Source organism: Thermomonospora curvata DSM 43183 (genome assembly GCF_000024385.1).
In the GTDB taxonomy this organism is placed as follows: Bacteria; Actinomycetota; Actinomycetes; order Streptosporangiales; family Streptosporangiaceae; genus Thermomonospora; species Thermomonospora curvata.
The window spans coordinates 899,912-917,620 of the sequence record NC_013510.1 but is presented as its reverse complement, the minus strand read 5'-3'; the positions used below and the strand labels follow the sequence as shown (position 1 = coordinate 917,620).

At 69.4% G+C, this 17,709-nt stretch carries 10 protein-coding genes, 1 tRNA gene and 2 rRNA genes; 8 read left to right on the top strand and 5 right to left on the bottom strand.

Translation table 11 applies throughout. The annotated features are described in order from the left end of the window. Positions 1–290 precede the first annotated feature (290 nt). The 3 genes from TCUR_RS04020 to TCUR_RS04010 all read right to left on the bottom strand — a co-directional run bounded on the left by TCUR_RS04020 (position 291) and on the right by TCUR_RS04010 (position 2,218). A complete protein-coding gene (locus TCUR_RS04020; RefSeq protein WP_041439303.1) occupies positions 291–686 on the bottom strand; it encodes a cold-shock protein in 396 nt (131 codons plus the stop codon). A 102-nt stretch (positions 687–788) separates the two neighbouring features. Beyond that, positions 789–1,430, bottom strand: a complete 642-nt coding sequence (locus tag TCUR_RS04015; RefSeq protein WP_041439302.1) for an HAD family hydrolase — start codon at positions 1,428–1,430, stop codon at positions 789–791. 287 nt (positions 1,431–1,717) lie between these two features. Then, positions 1,718–2,218, bottom strand: a complete 501-nt coding sequence (locus TCUR_RS04010; protein ID WP_012851190.1) for a GNAT family N-acetyltransferase — start codon at positions 2,216–2,218, stop codon at positions 1,718–1,720. Positions 2,219–2,379: 161 nt separating this feature from the next. Between TCUR_RS04010 and TCUR_RS04005 the strand changes: the two genes are divergently transcribed. The 8 genes from TCUR_RS04005 to TCUR_RS26895 all read left to right on the top strand — a co-directional run bounded on the left by TCUR_RS04005 (position 2,380) and on the right by TCUR_RS26895 (position 13,146). Beyond that, entirely contained in the window at positions 2,380–2,994 is a 615-nt protein-coding gene (locus TCUR_RS04005) for a TetR/AcrR family transcriptional regulator (RefSeq protein ID WP_012851189.1), read from the top strand. A 51-nt stretch (positions 2,995–3,045) separates the two neighbouring features. After that, on the top strand, positions 3,046–5,418 hold the full coding sequence (locus tag TCUR_RS04000; RefSeq protein WP_012851188.1) for a helicase-associated domain-containing protein: 2,373 nt from the start codon (positions 3,046–3,048) through the stop codon (positions 5,416–5,418). Positions 5,419–6,018: 600 nt separating this feature from the next. After that, positions 6,019–6,079, top strand: a tRNA-Ser gene (locus tag TCUR_RS03995). A gap of 206 nt (positions 6,080–6,285) precedes the next feature. Beyond that, entirely contained in the window at positions 6,286–7,842 is a 1,557-nt protein-coding gene (locus TCUR_RS03990; protein ID WP_012851187.1) for a vWA domain-containing protein, read from the top strand. A gap of 459 nt (positions 7,843–8,301) precedes the next feature. Continuing rightward, entirely contained in the window at positions 8,302–9,828 is a 1,527-nt protein-coding gene (locus TCUR_RS03985; RefSeq protein WP_012851186.1) for a class I adenylate-forming enzyme family protein, read from the top strand. Positions 9,829–10,076: 248 nt separating this feature from the next. Further along, positions 10,077–10,523 carry a hypothetical protein gene (locus TCUR_RS26265; RefSeq protein ID WP_012851185.1) on the top strand — a complete coding sequence of 149 codons (447 nt, stop codon included), beginning with the start codon at positions 10,077–10,079 and terminating at the stop codon, positions 10,521–10,523. A 78-nt stretch (positions 10,524–10,601) separates the two neighbouring features. Further along, on the top strand, positions 10,602–12,254 hold the full coding sequence (locus tag TCUR_RS03975) for a DNA repair helicase XPB (RefSeq protein ID WP_012851184.1): 1,653 nt from the start codon (positions 10,602–10,604) through the stop codon (positions 12,252–12,254). A 751-nt stretch (positions 12,255–13,005) separates the two neighbouring features. Further along, the gene (locus tag TCUR_RS26895; protein WP_169312993.1) at positions 13,006–13,146 is read left to right on the top strand and encodes a hypothetical protein; all 141 of its coding nucleotides are present in this window, start codon (positions 13,006–13,008) and stop codon (positions 13,144–13,146) included. A 568-nt stretch (positions 13,147–13,714) separates the two neighbouring features. Here the strand turns inward: TCUR_RS26895 and rrf are convergent. Together rrf and TCUR_RS03960 are read right to left on the bottom strand one after the other, a co-directional pair. Beyond that, positions 13,715–13,831, bottom strand: a 5S ribosomal RNA gene (gene rrf, locus TCUR_RS03965). Between the two features lie 273 nt (positions 13,832–14,104). Further along, positions 14,105–17,231, bottom strand: a 23S ribosomal RNA gene (locus tag TCUR_RS03960). Positions 17,232–17,709 lie beyond the last annotated feature (478 nt).

Here is a 17,709-nt window from a genome sequence, read left to right as displayed (position 1 = left end):
AGCCGGTATGGCCCGGCATCCCGGATCGTCAAGGACGGCGGCGGCGCCGTCGATCCTCACCGGCGGCGCACCCGGCCCGCCCCCGCGGCGGGCAAGGTCCCGCAAACCCCGATGACCTGGGCGTTCAAGCGACCATCAGAGCCGGACGGCCCATGGCGTCATGCGTCCCGAAAAGCCGGAAGCGCCCGTCGGCCCCCACCCGGAGGACCGACGGGACCCGGTGTCAACGAACCTTCCCCGCCGCGCAGCCCCAAGGCCCGGGGACGGGCGGGTGCGGCGTGCGGGAGGGCTCAGGGATGCAGATCGTCGGCGAGGGCGCGCAGCACCGTGGCGATCTTCTTGGACTCGGCCGGGGAGGGGTGCTTGCCCCGCCGGTAGGTGTTGGAGATGCCGTCCAGCAGCTTGATCAGGTCCTCGATGATCGGCACCATCTCGTCGGGCTTCTTGCGCCGGGCCTTGGCCACCGACCGCTCCACCGAGGGCAGGGGATCGAGCGTCCGCACCGACAGCGCCTGCTGCCCCCGCCGGCCCTCGACCACTCCGAACTCCACGCGCTGGCCGGTTTTCAGCGAGGTGACGCCGCTCGGCAATGCGGAGGAATGCACGAAGACCTCACCGCCGTCGTCGCGGGTGAGGAAGCCGAATCCTTTACCGGCGTCGTACCACTTGACCTTGCCAGTGGGCACAGGTGACCTCATCCAGCTCTCGCTACGAATTGGGCTCAAGAGTAATGCCTCACCGCAAACGGGTGAACACATATACCGGTGGCCGCGATCGAGCGGCCCAGGTCACCGGGCGGCGGGGACCGTCCCGGCGAGCCAGGCGGGGAATGCGGCCAGATCCTCCAGCACCACGTCGGCGCCGTGGGCGCGCAGTGCCGCGGCGTCGAAGGGGCCGGTGGCGACCGCCACGCTGCGCGCCCCGGCGGCGCGGGCCGCGTCCACGTCCGCCAGGTGGTCGCCGACATAGACGCCTGCGCCGTGCTCACGCAGCGCCTCTCCCTTCTCGGTGCCGAACAGACCGCCGATGACCGCATCGACCGGCAGGCCCAGGGCCGCCACGGTCGCCTCGGCATGCCGCTGGCTCTTGGCGGTCACCACGATCGCACGCCCGGAGTGCTCCCGCACCGCCTGCACCGCCTGCAGCGCCCCGGGCATCGGGGTGCTGACGGGCACCGCGATGTCGCCGTACAGCTGCCGGTAGCGCGCCGCGGCGGCGGGGATCTGCGCGGGCGGGAACCAGTGCGCCAGCTCCCGCTCCAGCGGCGGGCCCAGGCGGGCGATCACGGTGGGGACGTCGATGAACACCCCCGTCTCGGCCGCCAGCGCCCGGTAGGTGGCGGCGATGCCCTCCCGGGTGTCGGCCAGGGTCAGGTCAAGGTCGAACCCGACGGTCAGCGGGGCGGTCACAGGCAGGTGGAGATCCGGCACATCCCCAGCGTATGCAAAGGGCGGGTCGATCCGCCGGGCGCCGGCGTCCGCAAGCCCGCGCCCTCCCGGTAGTGGCGATGCGACGGGATCCGAGCGGGAGGGCGCGGGAGCTGTGCGAAATGTCAACCGCCCGCAATCAGGTGTTCCGTACGTCCGAAACCAGCGTTCGGCATCGGCGTCCATACCCGCCGCCCCACCGCTCAACCATGCCCGTCCCGGCCCGGCCAAATGCGCTTTTTCAATCACATGGGCTTGAGCGGTGCAAACGAAGACCTTGGAGCGCCCGGTCAGTCGGCGCACCACTCCTCCCAGGAGATGTCCTGGCCGGGATACCGCACATTCTTGAACGGCCAGGTCACCGTGGCCCATTCATGGACGAACTCGGCCAGTTCCCGCTCCAGGCCGGTGCCGGCCTCATCCGAACGCACCCAGAACACCACGCCGGCGTCCACCTCCGGCAGCGAACGGGGCGGCGGGGCGATGTGCACCCGGCCCAGCAGCCGCTCCTCATCGGCGGTCAGCACCGCGAAGGTGAACGACCGCCGCAGCTGGCCCTCCTTCTGCAGCCAGCCCAGATCCACCAGGGCCTGCTCGAAGTCGTAGCCGGGGGCCGGCCAGCCGAAGTGGGCGCCGAAGCGCTCCCACAGCCGCTCCCGGCTGCTCATGACCGCGTCGTAGTCCTTGACCACATCGTGCACGCCGATCGGGCGGATCCGGAAGCGCTGCCCGGCGACCAGGGTGGGCACGACGAAGTCATCGGGCACGAAGGCCACCTCGACCCCTTCCATAGACGTTCCAGGCGCGATCACGGCCTCCTTGCCGCAGCGTGTTCCCGCAGCCTAGTGCGCCGGGCCGGGAAGGTGGGCGCCATCACTTTTTCGGACGTGCAGCGCCCGAGTGCGTGCACGCGCCCCGCCTCGATGCCCTACTGTTCTGGCGGAGGACTCACATGACGCTATCCACGCGCGAGCGGATCGTGGCCGAATCGCTTCGGCTTTTCGCCGACCGCGGTTACGCCGCGACATCTGTTGCCGAGATCGAGGCCGCGGCCGGGCTGTCTCCGGGCGCGGGCGGCCTGTACCGCCACTTCCGTTCCAAGGAAGAGGTGCTGGCCGCCGCGATCCGCGAGCACATCACCCGTACCCGCGAGCAGATCGCCACCGTCATGGAGATCGCCGCCGAGCACTCCGATCTGCCGCTGGAGACCCGGCTGAAGATGGCCTGCAAGACGGGGCTGGCCAAAATGCGCGAGGAACAGGACCTGATCCGGGTGCTGTTCCGCGACCTGGACCAGTTCCCCAACCTGATCGCCGAGATGCGCGAGGGCCTGGTCAAGCCGCTGTACGACAGCATCGCCACCTGGCTGTCGGCCCAGCCGGAGTACGCCGATGCGGACGCCGACTGGCCGGCGATCGCCACGGTGCTCGGCGGCGCGGTGGTCAACTACTGGCTGTCGACCGAGTCGCTGCACGAGTCGCCCACCCGCGTCGATGAGAGCCGCTTCGTCGAGGCCTGGGCCCGCCTGGCGCTCGGCCTGGTCACCAACGAGCGCAGCCCCGCCTGACCCGTCCGGCGGCGCCCGGCCCCCTCGGCGCCTCCCACTACGGTGGGAGAGATGGACAGCTACGCCGACTGGCTGCGCGCCCGCGACGACGCACAACTGCGCGCGCTGCTCGCCGCACGGCCTGAGCTGATCACCCCCGTACCGGCGGATCTGACCGCCCTCGGCGCACGGGCGGCCACGCCCGCGGCCATCGCCCGGGCGCTGGACCGCCTGGACCGCTTCGCCCTGGCGGTGCTGGAGACGCTGCTGGTCCTCCCCCAGCCGGCCCCGCGGGAGGCGGTCGTGCGGGAGCTGACCGCCTGCACCGACGCCACCGCCGACGACGTCACCGAAGTGCTGGAGCGGCTGCGCACCTGCGGCCTGGTCTGGGACGACGGCGACGCCGACGGCCCGCTGCGCACCGCCCCCGGCCTGCGCCGGGCACTGCCGCACCCGGCCGGGCTCGGCCCGCCCGCCGCCGAGCTGCTGGCCGCCTACCCCTTGGAACGGCTCTTGGAGCTGGTCGCCGACACCGGCGGCCACGGCCCGCGCGGCTTCCCCGACACCGCCGCCCTGATCGAGACGCTGGTCGCGCGGCTGACCGACCCGGGCGAGCTGCTCGAGCAGGCCGGGCCGCAGGCGCGCGCCGCGCTGGAGCAGCTGGCCTGGGGACCGCCGGTGGGACGGGTCGCCGAGGCCCGCCGCGCCGTGCGCGCCGCCACCGCCCAGACCCCCATCGAGCACCTGCTGGCCCGCGGGCTGCTGGCCGCCACCGACGACCACACCGTCACGCTGCCCCGCGAGGTCGCCTTGTACCTGCGCGGCGGCAGGCTGTTCCGGGACCTCACCGCACGCCCGCCGGCGACGCGGGCGGCGATGCCGCACCCGGCGGAGCTGGTGGCCCGCACCGCCGCCGGCCAGGCGCTGACCGTCGTGCGGCTGACCGAGGACCTGCTGGAGCGGTGGGGCCTGCGACCGCCGGCCGTGCTGCGCAGCGGCGGGCTGGGAGTCCGGGACCTGCGCGCCGCCGCCGAGGCGCTGGACGTGGCCGAATGGCAGGCCGCGCTGCTCATCGAGACCGCTCACAGTGCCGGGCTGCTGGCACGCTCCAGCGACCAGGGGGTGGACGGCGAGTGGCTGCCCACCCGCGCCTTCGACCTGTGGCGGCTGCGCGAGAACGCCGACCGCTGGAGCGAGCTGGCCGCCGCCTGGCTGCACAGCGACCGGGTGGCGGGCCTGGTCGGCGAGCGCGACGAACGCGACCGGGTGATCAACGCGCTGGGCGCAGAGCCGGTGCGCCCGGCCGCCCCGCAGCTCCGCCGGGCGGTGCTGGCGGTGCTGGTGCAGGCCGGCGGGGCGCTGCCGGCCGAGCAGATCCGTGACCGGCTGGCCTGGGAGCAGCCCCGCCGCCGCGGCGCGCTGCGCGACCGGCTGGTGGACTGGACGCTGCGGGAGGCCGAGCTGCTGGGCCTGACCGCCTTCGGCGCCCCGGCCCCCCATGCCCGCCCGCTGCTGGAGGGCGCCGGCCTTCCCGAGGTGGCCGCCGCGCTGGCCGAGCACCTGCCCACGCCGGTGGCGGAGATCCTCATCCAGGCCGATCTGACCGCCGTGGCGCCCGGGCCGCTGGTTCCGGAACTGGCCCGGGAGCTGGCGCTGACCGCCGACGTGGAGTCCACCGGCGGCGCCACCGTCTACCGCTTCACCGAGGCGTCGGTGCGCCGCGCCCTGGACGCCGGACGCTCGGCCGCCGAGCTGATCGAACTGCTGACCCGGCACTCGGCCACCCCGCTGCCGCAGCCGCTGACCTATCTGATCGAGGACGTGGCGCGGCGGCACGGCCGGCTGCGGGTGGGCGCCATGAGCTCTTATGTGCGCGCCGACGACCCGGCCCTGCTGGAGGAGGTGCTGGCCGACCGGCGGGCCCAGGCGCTGCCGCTGCACCGGCTGGCCCCGACCGTGCTGGCCTCTCCGCTGCCGCGGGCCGAGCTGCTGGAGGCGCTGCGCGGGCTGGGGCTGTCGCCGGTCGCCGAATCCCCCGAGGGCGGCGTGGTCATCACCCGGCCCGACTCCTACCGGGCCGACACCCCCGCCGACGCCGGCCCGGTCCGCACCTTTGCGGCGGACGAGTGCGACCCGGCGGTGATCGACGCCGCGGTGCGGGCGTTGCGCGCCGGCGACGCGGCGGCCCGCCTCAGCGCACCCGCGGGCGAGCCGCCGCGCTCCCCGTCCATGACCACGGTGGAGGAGCTGCGGCAGGCCGCCAAGCGGGGCGTTCGCGTGTGGATCGGCTACCTCGACCAGGAAGGCCGGGCCTCCAGCCGCATCGTGGAGCCGATCAGCGTCGACGGCGGTTTCCTGACCGGATACGACGCCACCAGGGCCGCGGTGCACCGTTTCGCGCTGCACCGCATCACCGGCGTCGCCGAGCTCGAAGACGGCGAATAAATAGCGTTGCGCCGTTTTCCCGGACACGGCACAGTGGAAGCCGTCCGCACGGCCCCGCTGACGGAAAGGAGGACACCATGCCGGCTCCACCGCGGCGAAATACCCGCCGCACGCACGGCGGCCGCTGTGTTCTCCGACCAGCGGAGCCGGGACGGCGCAGACTTTGAGCCTTTTTCCGCATCCGCCTCGCCTCCTCGCGGCGTCCCCTTCGGCAGGCGGCTCGCCGCGCAGGCCATGGGCCATGTGGTGAAAAAGGTGCACCGCCCCGCACGGCACGGCGGACGTCCCGCCGGCCGGAAAAGGGCCCCTGCGACGATCGTCCGGGCGCCGGTGCGCAGGCGAGGGTTACTTCCCCATCCTGACGGATTCGGTTCACCCCCGCCGCACCCGACCTCGGCGCCCGACGCACCAGAACACCATCTCCCCAGGTCAGGACCGGTGACCTGGACGGCCCGGCGACGGATGCCCGCCCCAGACCCCAAAAAGGCTCAACCCGATTCTCACCTCCCGACGCCCCCGCCACGGGCCCGGTCTTTCAGCTCACCTGAAAGAGCGGACCCCAAAGCTCGGGAGGAAGCATCCGAATGCGCGCCCGATGCGCAGGCAGCGGTTACTTCCGCTTATAACGGAGAGGTCATGGGTTCGATTCCCATCCGCCCGACTCCCCGGGCGGTAGCTCAGTGGTCAGAGCACTTTGCACCGCAGCCGATTTAATCTCGGGCGCCTCGAAAATCCCCTCCCGGTGCGCAGTCCGGAGTTACTTCGGTGGATATCGGGTTCGACTCCTGAAACGGTCCCGCACAGGGACTGAAAACACTTCGGACGGCTCGACCTCGGGAGGCCACCGCCCCAGGAGGGCAGCGACAGATGGCGAAGTTCAACCGCGTGCGCCGCAAGGGCGCCACCAGCCCGATCAAGACCGCCGACCGCGCGACCGGCCGCACCCACGAGGGCGCGCCGGGCCACCTGCGGGACACCAAGAGCGAGCTCTTCCTGCTCGCGGTGTCGAACATGGTCGGCGAGCAGACCTTCTACGAGGGCGCCTCGGCGCGGGACGCCCGCTTCCGCACCCTGGTCGGCGAGGTGGCGCTGCACGACCCGGGCTGGCTGACCCGCATGATCGGCTGGCTGCGCAACGAGGCCGGCATGCGCTCGGCGAGCGTGGTGGCCGCGGCCGAGGGCGTGATGTCCCGGCTGTGCGCGTCGGCCGCCGGCGGCAACCGGCGGCTCATCGACGCGGCGCTGCAGCGCGCCGACGAGCCCGGTGAGCTGATCGCCTACTGGCACGGCCGGTACGGGCGGGCGCTGCCGCAGCCGGTCAAGCGCGGCATCGCCGACGCGGTCCGCCGGCTTTACGACGAGCGGTCGCTGATCAAGTACGACAGCGGCGAGGTCCGTTTCGGCGACGTCCTGGAGCTGACCCACCCGGCGCCGGTGGCGCCCTGGCAGGGCGACCTGTTCAAGCACGCCATCGACCGGCGGCACGGCCGCGGCCGGGACATCCCCCGCTCGCTGACCGTGCTGCGGGCCCGCGCCGAGCTGCTGGCGCTGCCGGTGGGCGAGCGGCGCGCGCTGCTGGAGCGGCCGGACGCCCCGCAGGTGCTGGCGGCGGCCGGGATGACCTGGGAGTCGCTGGCCGGCTGGGTGCAGGGCCCGCTGACCGCGCGCTTCTGGGAGGCGATCATCCCGTCCATGGGCCTCTTCGCCCTGCTGCGCAACCTGCGCAACTTCGACCGGGCGGGCATCGGCGAGCAGGCCGCCGAGGCGGTCGCCGCCCGGCTGGCCGACCCCGCGCAGGTCCGCCGCTCCAAGCTGCTGCCGATCCGGTTCCTGGCCGCCTACCGGCAGGCGCCGTCGCCGCGCTGGGCGTGGCCGCTGCAGCGGGCGCTGGACGCCTCGCTGGCGAACGTGCCGCGCCTGCCGGGCCGCACGCTGGTGCTGGTGGACCGGTCGGGCTCGATGTTCACGCCGATGTCGGCACGCAGCAAGATCACCCAGGCCGACGCCGCCGCCGTCTTCGGCACCGCCCTGGCGCTGCGCGCCGAGCACGCCGACCTGGTGCAGTTCGGCACCACGCACCAGGCGGTGCCCTTCCGGCGCGGCGAGCCGGTGCTCAAGGTGGTCGAGCGGTTCGACTGGCTGGGCGGCACCGACACCGCCGAGGCGGTGCGCGCCCACTACCGCGGCCACGACCGGGTGGTCATCGTGACCGACGAGCAGGCCTGGGCGGGCCCGCACGGCGCCGAGCCCACCGCCGCGGTGCCCGAGCAGGTCCCGGTCTACACCTGGAACCTGGTGGGCTACCAGTACGGCCACGGCCCGTCCGGCACCGGCACCCGGCACACCTTCGGCGGCCTGTCGGACGCCGCGTTCGCGATGATCCCCCTCCTGGAGCGCGGCCAGAAGGCCGACTGGCCGTTTTGAAGCAGCCCGTCTCCGGCGGCGCCCCGCCGGAGACGGGCGCCCGCCGCGTCTTCCCCAACGGATGCCCCGAAGGCTCGGGGACGGAAGCCGCGACGGCGCTCCGTGCGTGGCGTCCCAGACCATGGGACCGTCCAGACTGCGACGTACCCGCATGCAGCGCCACTCCGGCCGCAACCGGACATTTCGCGCATGTGTTCGCGCCGGTGGCGTGCGGTGCGCGGGCGGGGCACGCTCTGGCCGGGGCGCTTGAGGGGACGATGCACCGAAAAGACCCGGTTGTGATCACGGCCCAACGCCGGGGACGCCGCATTGGGGGCGGCGATATTGACGCCCGCACCGGAAAACGGTCCTCTGAACCGGAGGGGATCTTGCCAACACGGCCCGCACCCGGCCCCGGCGCAGGTCACGCGGTGCGGGCGTGGCGCAGGTCCGGTGGTCACGCGGTGAAAGGGGCACCGGATGAAGCGGACTCTCGGCAGGCTGTCCGAGCGGGCCTGGGAGCGGTTCGACGACTATGACGCGCTGTTCTTCGAGGGCCGCTGGTACCGCAGCCGGGAACTGGCCGAGCGGACCCGCCGGGTGGCCGGGGGACTGACCGACCTGGGCGTGCGGCCCGGCGACCGGGTCGTGGTGATGATGGCCAACTGCCCGGAGGTGGGGATCACCTACCAGGCGCTGTGGCGGGCCGGAGCCGTGGTCACCCCGGTGGTGTTCCTGGTCTCGCCCGAGGAGCTGCGGCACATCCTCACCGACAGCGGCGCCCGGGTCGTCGTGACCACCGCCGAGGTGCTGCCCACCGTCCAAAAGGCCGCCCACGACCTGGACGTGCAGATCGTCCTGGTCGGCGAGGCGACGGCAGAGGGCACCGTCCCTTATGAGGAGCTGGCGCGGGCCGACGAGCTGCCGCTGATCGACCGGGACGAACAAGACCTGGCGGCGCTGATGTACACCGGCGGCACCACCGGCCGCGCCAAGGGCGTCATGCTCACCCACGCCGGCCTGTACGCCGCCTCCCTGGCCTCCTGGGAGGCCAGCACCGCCCAGCACGTGAACCGGGTGATCGTCCCGCTGCCGCTCTCACACGCCTACGGGATGATCGTGACGCTGATCGGGCTGCAGTCGCAGGTGCCCCGCAGCACCGTGCTGCTGCGCTGGTTCGACGCCAAGGAGTGGCTGCGCCTGGCCTCCGCGCACCGCGCCCAGCTCGCCCCGCTGGTCCCCGCCATGATCGGCATGCTGCTGGCCGAACCCGCCCTGGAGGCCACCCCGCTGCCGGACCTGCGCTACATCACCTGCGGTTCGGCCCCGCTGCCCCGCGAATCCCTGGAGGAGTTCGAACGGCGGGTGCCCGGCGTGCAGATCATGGAGGGCTACGGGATGACCGAGACCAGCGCGGTCTGCGCGGTCAACCGGCCCGGGGCCAGGAAGGCCGGCAGCGTGGGCCGCCCGCTGCCCGGCTATGAGATCACCATCCGCGACGAGGACGGCAACGCGCTGCCGCCCGGCCGCGACGGCGAGATCTGCGTGCGGGCCGGGTGCCTGATGAAGGGCTACTGGCGGGCGGCAGAGGCCACGGCCGGCGCCCTGATCGACGGCGAGCTGCGCACCGGCGACATCGGCCACCTGGACTCCGACGGCTTCCTGTTCATCGTGGACCGCAAGAAGGACCTGATCATCCGGGGCGGTTTCAACGTGTTCCCCCGCGATGTGGAGGACGCCCTGATGGAGCACCCGGCGGTCGCCAAGGCCGGCGTGGTCGGCCGTCCCGACCCCCGCCTCGGCGAGGAGGTCGTCGCCTTCGTCTCCCTGGTCCCCGGTGCGACGGCCACCCCGCAGGAGCTGATCGCCTGGACCCGCGACCGGATCGGCAAGATCAAGTACCCCCGGGAGGTCCACGTGATCGACGCGATCCCGATGACCAGCGTCTTCAAGACCGACCGCAAACGGCTGCGGCAGATGCTCGCCGAAGCACCGCCGGCCGGCTGACCCTCCTTCGGCACGCGCTCTTCAGCGCCCAAGGCGGGCGCATGGCCCGAGGTCTCAGGGCTCAGGCCCGCGCGATGCGCCCGCCTCGACCTGCGAAGACGGCGCGTTGAAAGAGGCGTGCCGAGCACGCCCGGGCCCTGCGGATCGTCCAGTGGCCGGCGACGGCGAAACTTCCGGATACGGTGGCGGACCAGAGACGGGAAACGGCTGGATCAGCCCCGTCGGCGCCGCCGCACAGGAGGACCCGCATGAGTGGCCACGGGAACGAGTCACCGGAGGGCCGGCCCGCCCCGCACCTCCCCCGAGGCGGCCAGGATCTCCCGACACAGCCGAAGCGGGACTGGGCTCCCCTGTCCCCCCGGCAGCCGCCCGCACACGAAACACCCGGCCACGACTACGGCTACGGCCCGCCGGGCGTGCCGCGGGTGCCCGTCGACCACTCCCTCCCCCTCACGGCGCTGGTCTGCAACGGCATCGCCACGCTGATCTGCTGCAACGTGCTGTGCATCGGCGGCATCGTCACCGCGGCCCTGGCGCTGGGCAGCGCGCACACCGACCCCGAGGAATCCCAGAACCTGGCGAAATGGAGCTGGGCGATCCTCATCGCGTCCGTCGCCCTGCAGGTCATCGCCCTCATCTTCCTGGTGGAGCAGGGCTTCTTCGAAAACGACGACGCTCCTTCCGGCAGTGTCTGACCGGAGGGAAGACACCGTCCGCTCAAGCTTGTTGCACACTGAACGCACTCCGCCCGACCAGCCGCTACGAGGTTGCCCGTGACCGACGGTCCGCTCATCGTCCAGTCCGACAAGACCCTGCTGCTGGAAGTCGGCCACGAGCAGGCCGACGACTGCCGCCGGGACATCGCCCCGTTCGCCGAACTGGAACGGGCGCCCGAGCACGTCCACACCTACCGGATCACCCCGCTGGCGCTGTGGAACGCCCGCGCCGCCGGCCACGACGCCGAGCAGGTCGTGGACATGCTGCTGCGCTACTCGCGCTACCCGGTGCCGCACGCGCTGCTGGTCGACGTCGCCGACACCATGTCCCGCTACGGGCGGCTGCGGCTGGAGAAGGACCCGGCGCACGGCCTGGTGCTGACCTCCACCGACCGGTCGGTCCTGGAGGAGGTGCTGCGCTCCAAGAAGGTCAAGCCGATGCTGGGGGCGCGCATCGACGAGGACACCGTCATCGTCCACCCCAGCCAGCGCGGCCACCTCAAGCAGGCGCTGCTGAAGCTGGGCTGGCCCGCCGAGGACCTGGCCGGGTACGTCGACGGCGAGGCCCACCCGGTGACGCTGGTCGAGGACGGCTGGGCGCTGCGCCCCTACCAGCGGGAGGCGGCCGACGCGTTCTGGCACGGCGGCTCGGGCGTGGTGGTGCTGCCCTGCGGGGCGGGCAAGACCATCGTCGGCGCCGCCGCCATGGCCCGCGCCCGGGCCACCACGCTGATCCTGGTGACCAACACCGTCTCCGCCCACCAGTGGAAGCAGGAGCTGCTGCGCCGCACGTCCCTGACCGAGGACGAGATCGGCGAATACAGCGGCGCCCGCAAGGAGATCCGCCCGGTCACCATCGCCACCTACCAGATCATGACCACCCGCCGCAAAGGCGCCTACCCGCATCTGGAGCTGCTGGACGCCCGCGACTGGGGCCTGGTGATCTACGACGAGGTGCACCTGCTGCCCGCGCCGATCTTCCGGATGACCGCCGAGCTGCAGGCCCGCCGCCGCCTCGGCCTGACCGCCACCCTGGTGCGCGAGGACGGCCGGGAGGACGATGTGTTCTCCCTCATCGGCCCCAAGCGCTACGACGCGCCGTGGAAGGAGATGGAGGCCCAGGGCTGGATCGCCCCCGCCGACTGCGTCGAGGTCCGGGTGACGCTGACCGAGTCCGAGCGGCTGGCGTACGCGACCGCCGAGCCGGAGGACCGCTACCGCCTGTGCGCCACCGCCCACACCAAGACCCGCGTCATCGAGTCCCTGGTGGCGCGGCACCGCGGCGAGCAGATCCTGGTCATCGGCCAGTACATCGACCAGCTGGACGAGCTGTCGGCGCTGCTGGACGCCCCCGTCGTCAAGGGCGACACCCGCATCCGGGAACGCGAGCGTCTCTTTGCGTCCTTCCGCTCCGGGGAGCTGCCGGTGCTGGTGGTCTCCAAGGTCGCCAACTTCTCCATCGACCTGCCCGAGGCGTCCGTGGCCATCCAGGTCTCCGGCGCCTACGGCTCCCGCCAGGAGGAGGCGCAGCGCCTGGGCCGGGTGCTGCGTCCCAAGTCCTCCGGCAAGGGCGCCCGATTCTACGCCGTCGTCGCCCGCGACACCCTCGACCAGGAGTACGCCGCCCACCGCCAGCGTTTCCTGGCCGAACAGGGCTACGCCTACCGCATCGTCGACGCCGAGGCCGTCCTGGCCGGCGAGGACATCTGATCCCGCCCCTTCCGGCCGCCGGCGACATCAAAGCCGGGCGCGGTGCACGAAGACCCGCTCCGGCCGAACATCGGTTCCCGGCGAAGCCGCCACGCCGGTTGAGAGCGGCGCCTTGCGCCAGGCTCGCTCCAGTGGACGCCGCTTCAAGCAGAGTCCCCAAAGGAGATTGCCGGTGACCTGAGCCGGGTGCGGAGCGCAACGGCTCGTTCCGGCCGAGCGCCGGCCTTTGAACGGAACCTCCGAGCCGGTTGCCACCGGTTGTCTTGAGCCGAGTGCGGCTCGCACCGCCCCACTCCCACCGGCCACCGGCTTCGAGCAGAGAGGCCGAACCGGCTGCCGGGGCAGGCCCGTGCTCCGCTAACCGGCTGTGCGCGGCCTGCGCGTCCGGGGCGAACGGCCGCCGCGCGCCTCAAGCAACGCCGGCGTGCCCTGCGTCATGTCACCTTGACCCGAGCCGGATCGGCGCCATCGTCCAAGCCGCACTGGTCTTGAACAACGTCTGGCGGTGACTTTCGTTGAGAAAGCCTTCACTGTGCCTGCAGGGGAGTGCCGGTAGTTCTTGGCGGTGTTGCGGCGCCAGTCACGACCAACCGTAGAGCACGGCTGCGCGTAGGGTTCGAGGCTGAAGCCTTGGCGGTGGTTTCCGGCTTCCGGACGCCGAGAATTCCAGTGCCATCGGCGGCCTTGCCCTTGGCCATAGCATGATCAAGGGAGTGGGCCGCCGCAAGCACTCGTCGGTCATCCATGTCCCGTGTCGCCACTGGCGGTGACGGCCTATCCGGCGGCCGTGCGCAGGGGACATACCCGGATCAGGGGCATCTTCTACGCAGAAGGCGGCGCGTCCCTCGTGCGCGAGGAGACGCCGTTGATCAAGTCTCAGGAGGCGGTGTGAGGGTGCTCAGGTTCCATGACTGAGTCGAAGCCCGCTGACGAGACCACCGACGACATTAGGGCGAGGGCCTCCCGAAGCTCTGCGAAGAAGGGTGAGTCACCTTGCCCGTCGTCCAGCTTCTGGAGGTGATTCAATGTCAGCCCCGACAGGTCGATCAAAGGAGACTGGTGGGCGCGTTCCTGGTCCTGCATGGCCTTCCCCCTCGCGGTGACCACCGGTGCTCGCCGCAACGACGGCGTCGATCTGCACGGAAACAACAAAACGCTCTCTCGTTCATAGTGCCATGCTCCAGGGGCCATGACCATTCCCGAAGCTCTGCCCGTGGCTTGGAGGAGCAGACGATCATCGAGCGCCCGGGCCCGTGCCGAAACAAACCCCGGAAGGGGAAACCCCACCGAAACCAGCAAGAAAAACCAACCCGCAAACACGACAACAACAAAAAAGAGGAGACCCCGCCCCACCACCCATAGGACCAGACCCCCTCCCACGAAAAACAAAAAAAGGACCCGCCCCCCTCGAGGGTTTTCACCCTCCAAAAAGGGGGACAGGCCCTTTTTCGACGTGTGTGTTCCGGCGGTGACCTACTCTCCCACACAGTCTCCCATGCAGTACCATCGGCGCTGGAGGGCTTAACTACCGGGTTCGGAATGGGACCGGGTGTTTCCCCTCCGCCATAACCACCGGAACGCCCAACCCCCACCCCAACCCCCCAAGAGGCCGACCACACCCTCCCCACTCCCCGGGGAAGGGGCCAGACCCACCGGCGGGCCGGTGAGGAAACCCATCATGGACGCTCCCCCCACCCCACACTACAAAACAGGGCGGGAACAGTGGGAACACTCGCTCACGCTGTTCACTTATCAACCAGGACCACACCCACCCCTTGCGGGTGCGGGGTTGTTTCCTGTGAACCACACAGGGACACGAACACCTGTTGACTGCCCAACCACCCAACGGTGTAGGCAAGCCACTCGGCTTATTAGTACCGGTCCACTCCACCCCTCACAGGGCTTCCATGCCCGGCCTATCAACCCAGTCATCTCCTGGGAGCCTTACCCCCACCCCGAAGGGCGGGGAGGGAGACCTCATCTCGGGGCAGGCTTCCCGCTTAGATGCTTTCAGCGGTTATCCCTCCCGAACGTAGCCAACCAGCCATGCCCCTGGCGGGACAACTGGCACACCAGAGGTTCGTCCGTCCCGGTCCTCTCGTACTAGGGACAGCCCCCCATCAAGTCTCCTACGCGCGCAGCGGATAGGGACCGAACTGTCTCGCGACGTTCTAAACCCAGCTCGCGTGCCGCTTTAATGGGCGAACAGCCCAACCCTTGGGACCTACTCCAGCCCCAGGATGCGACGAGCCGACATCGAGGTGCCAAACCATCCCGTCGATATGGACTCTTGGGGAAGATCAGCCTGTTATCCCCGGGGTACCTTTTAGCCGTTGAGCGACACCCCTTCCACACGGAGATGCCGGATCACTAGGCCCTGCTTTCGCACCTGCTCGACACGTCCGTCTCACAGTCAAGCTCCCTTGTGCCCTTGCACTCACCACCTGATGACCAACCAGGCTGAGGGAACCTTTGGGCGCCTCCGTTACCCTTTAGGAGGCAACCGCCCCAGTTAAACTACCCACCAGGCACTGTCCCCCACCCGGATCCACGGGCGCGGGTTAGACGCTCGAAATGACCAGAGTGGTATTTCACCAACGACTCCACCCGAACTAGCGTCCAGGCTTCACAGTCTCCCACCTATCCTACACAAGCCACCTCAAACGCCAATACCAAGCTGTAGTGAAGGTCCCGGGGTCTTTCCGTCCTGCTGCGCGAAACGAGCATCTTTACTCGTACTGCAATTTCGCCGGGCCTGTGGTTGAGACAGCGGGGAAGTCGTTACGCCATTCGTGCAGGTCGGAACTTACCCGACAAGGAATTTCGCTACCTTAGGATGGTTATAGTTACCACCGCCGTTTACCGGCGCTTAGATTCTCACCTTCACCCCCGAAGGGGTTAAGCGGTCCTCTTAACGTTCCGGCACCGGGCAGGCGTCAGTCCGTATACAGCGTCTTACGACTTCGCACGGACCTGTGTTTTTAGTAAACAGTCGCTTCCCCCTGGCCACTGCGACCCCACCCAGCTCCCCCAGCACGTGGGTTCACCAGACAGGGCCCCCCTTCTCCCAAAGTTACGGGGGCAATTTGCCGAGTTCCTTAACCACAGTTCACCCGAACGCCTCGGTATTCTCTACCTGACCACCTGAGTCGGTTTAGGGTACGGGCCGCCGGCATGCTCGCTAGAGGCTTTTCTCGGCAGCATGGGATCACTCACTTCGCCTAAAACGGCTCGGCATCGCACCTCACCCTCAATGCGCGGCGGATTTGCCTACCGCGCGGGCCACATGCTTACCCCAGGACAACCACCGCCTGGGCTGAGCTACCCTCCTGCGTCACCCCATCGCTTACCTACTACCCCGTCGGGTCCCAGCCTCCCCGCAAACACCCACGACCCGAAGGTCGCAGGGGCGGTTCGGGTGGTTAGCATCCGGAGGTTCGATATGGGCGCATACCAGCGGGTACGGGAATATCAACCCGTTGCCCATCGACTACGCCTCACGGCCTCGCCTTAGGTCCCGACTTACCCTGGGCGGAACAGCCTGCCCCAGGAACCCTTAGTCATCCGGCGCACACGATTCTCACGTGTGACTCGCTACTCATGCCTGCATTCTCACTCCCGCAGCCTCCACCACTCGATCCCTCGGCGGCTTCACCGGCTACAGGACGCTCCCCTACCCACCCCGCGCCCTCCCAAGGAGAACACGAGATGCCACGGCTTCGGCGGTGTGCTTGAGCCCCGCTACATTGTCGGCGCGGAATCACTTGACCAGTGAGCTATTACGCACTCTTTCAAGGATGGCTGCTTCTAAGCCAACCTCCTGGTTGTCACGGCAACTCCACATCCTTTACCACTTAGCACACGCTTCGGGGCCTTAGCCGATGATCTGGGCTGTTTCCCTCTCGACCACGAAGCTTATCCCCCGCAGTCTCACTGCCGCGCTCAACTTACCGGCATTCGGAGTTTGGCTGACTTCGGTAACCCGGTAAGGCCCCTAGGCCATCCAGTAGCTCTACCTCCGGCAAGCACCACGCGACGCTGCACCTAAATGCATTTCGGGGAGAACCAGCTATCACGGAGTTTGATTGGCCTTTCACCCCTAGCCACAGGTCATCCCCCAGGTTTTCAACCCTGGTGGGTTCGGGCCTCCACACCGTCTTACCGGCGCTTCACCCTGCCCATGGCTAGATCACCCCGCTTCGGGTCCACAGCATGCGACTCAAACGCCCTCTTCAGACTCGCTTTCGCTACGGCTACCCCACACGGGTTAACCTCGCCACACACCATGACTCGCAGGCTCATTCTTCAAAAGGCACGCCATCACCAACCCCACCAAAGGCAGGGCCAACGGCTCTGACGGCTTGTAGGCATACGGTTTCAGGTACTCTTTCACCACCCCTCACCGGGGCACTTTTCACCATTCCCTCACGGTACTAGTCCGCTATCGGTCACCAGGAAGTATTTAGCCTTACCACGTGGTCGTGGCAGATTCACACGGGATTCCACGGGCCCCGTGCTACTCGGGACAACGCCCGGGAGCCGCATGCGTTTCGCCTACCGGACTCTCACCGTCTACGGTCGACCATCCCAGATCGTTCGGCTACACACACGGTTTCTCACTCCCCGCCAGGCCGGCGGACCCAGCTGGGCGCTCCCACAACCCCGCACACGCAACCCCCGCCGGGTATCACACGCGCACGGTTTAGGCTCCTCCGCTTTCGCTCACCACTACTCACGGAATCACAATTTGTTTTCTCTTCCAGCGGGTACTGAGATGTTTCACTTCCCCGCGTTCCCACCAACCGCCCTATACATTCAGACGGCGGCGACACCCCATGACAGGTGCCAGGTTACCCCATTCGGAAATCCCCGGATCACAGCCTGGTTGCCGGCTCCCCGAGGCATATCGCAGGCTCCCACGTCCTTCATCGGCTCCTGGTGCCAAGGCATCCACCGTATGCCCTTACCAACTTACCAACACCAACCCCTCCACAAAAAAGGGAGGAAACAGGTGGTCGGGCAATCAACAGATGCTCGCGTCCACTATGCAGTTCACAAAAAACAACCGGACAACCACACCCACACACCCCACCACCAGGCAGAGCGCCAGGCACGTGGCCCCGAACAGTCCGAGAAAACCAACCCCCAAAGAGGCCCGTTTCCTCAGGACCCAACAGTGTGCCCAACCCACCCAAGCCCCCGACACCGGAGGTTCCACACCCCGAACCCCACCCCCCGCACAGGGAGAAGCAAGGCTCCGACCCCTCAGTCAAGAGGAGCCATCCGACACCGTCGGATGCGGGTAGTACTGACCGGGCAGCAACCCAGGCAGGTTGACTAGCCAGTGTTCCACGATTTGCGAGCACCGGTCCGAGGCACCCACGGCCCCGTAGACCGAAACCCTGAACCACACCAACACCACACAAGTGCCGGCAGGTTGGACAAGTGCTCCTTA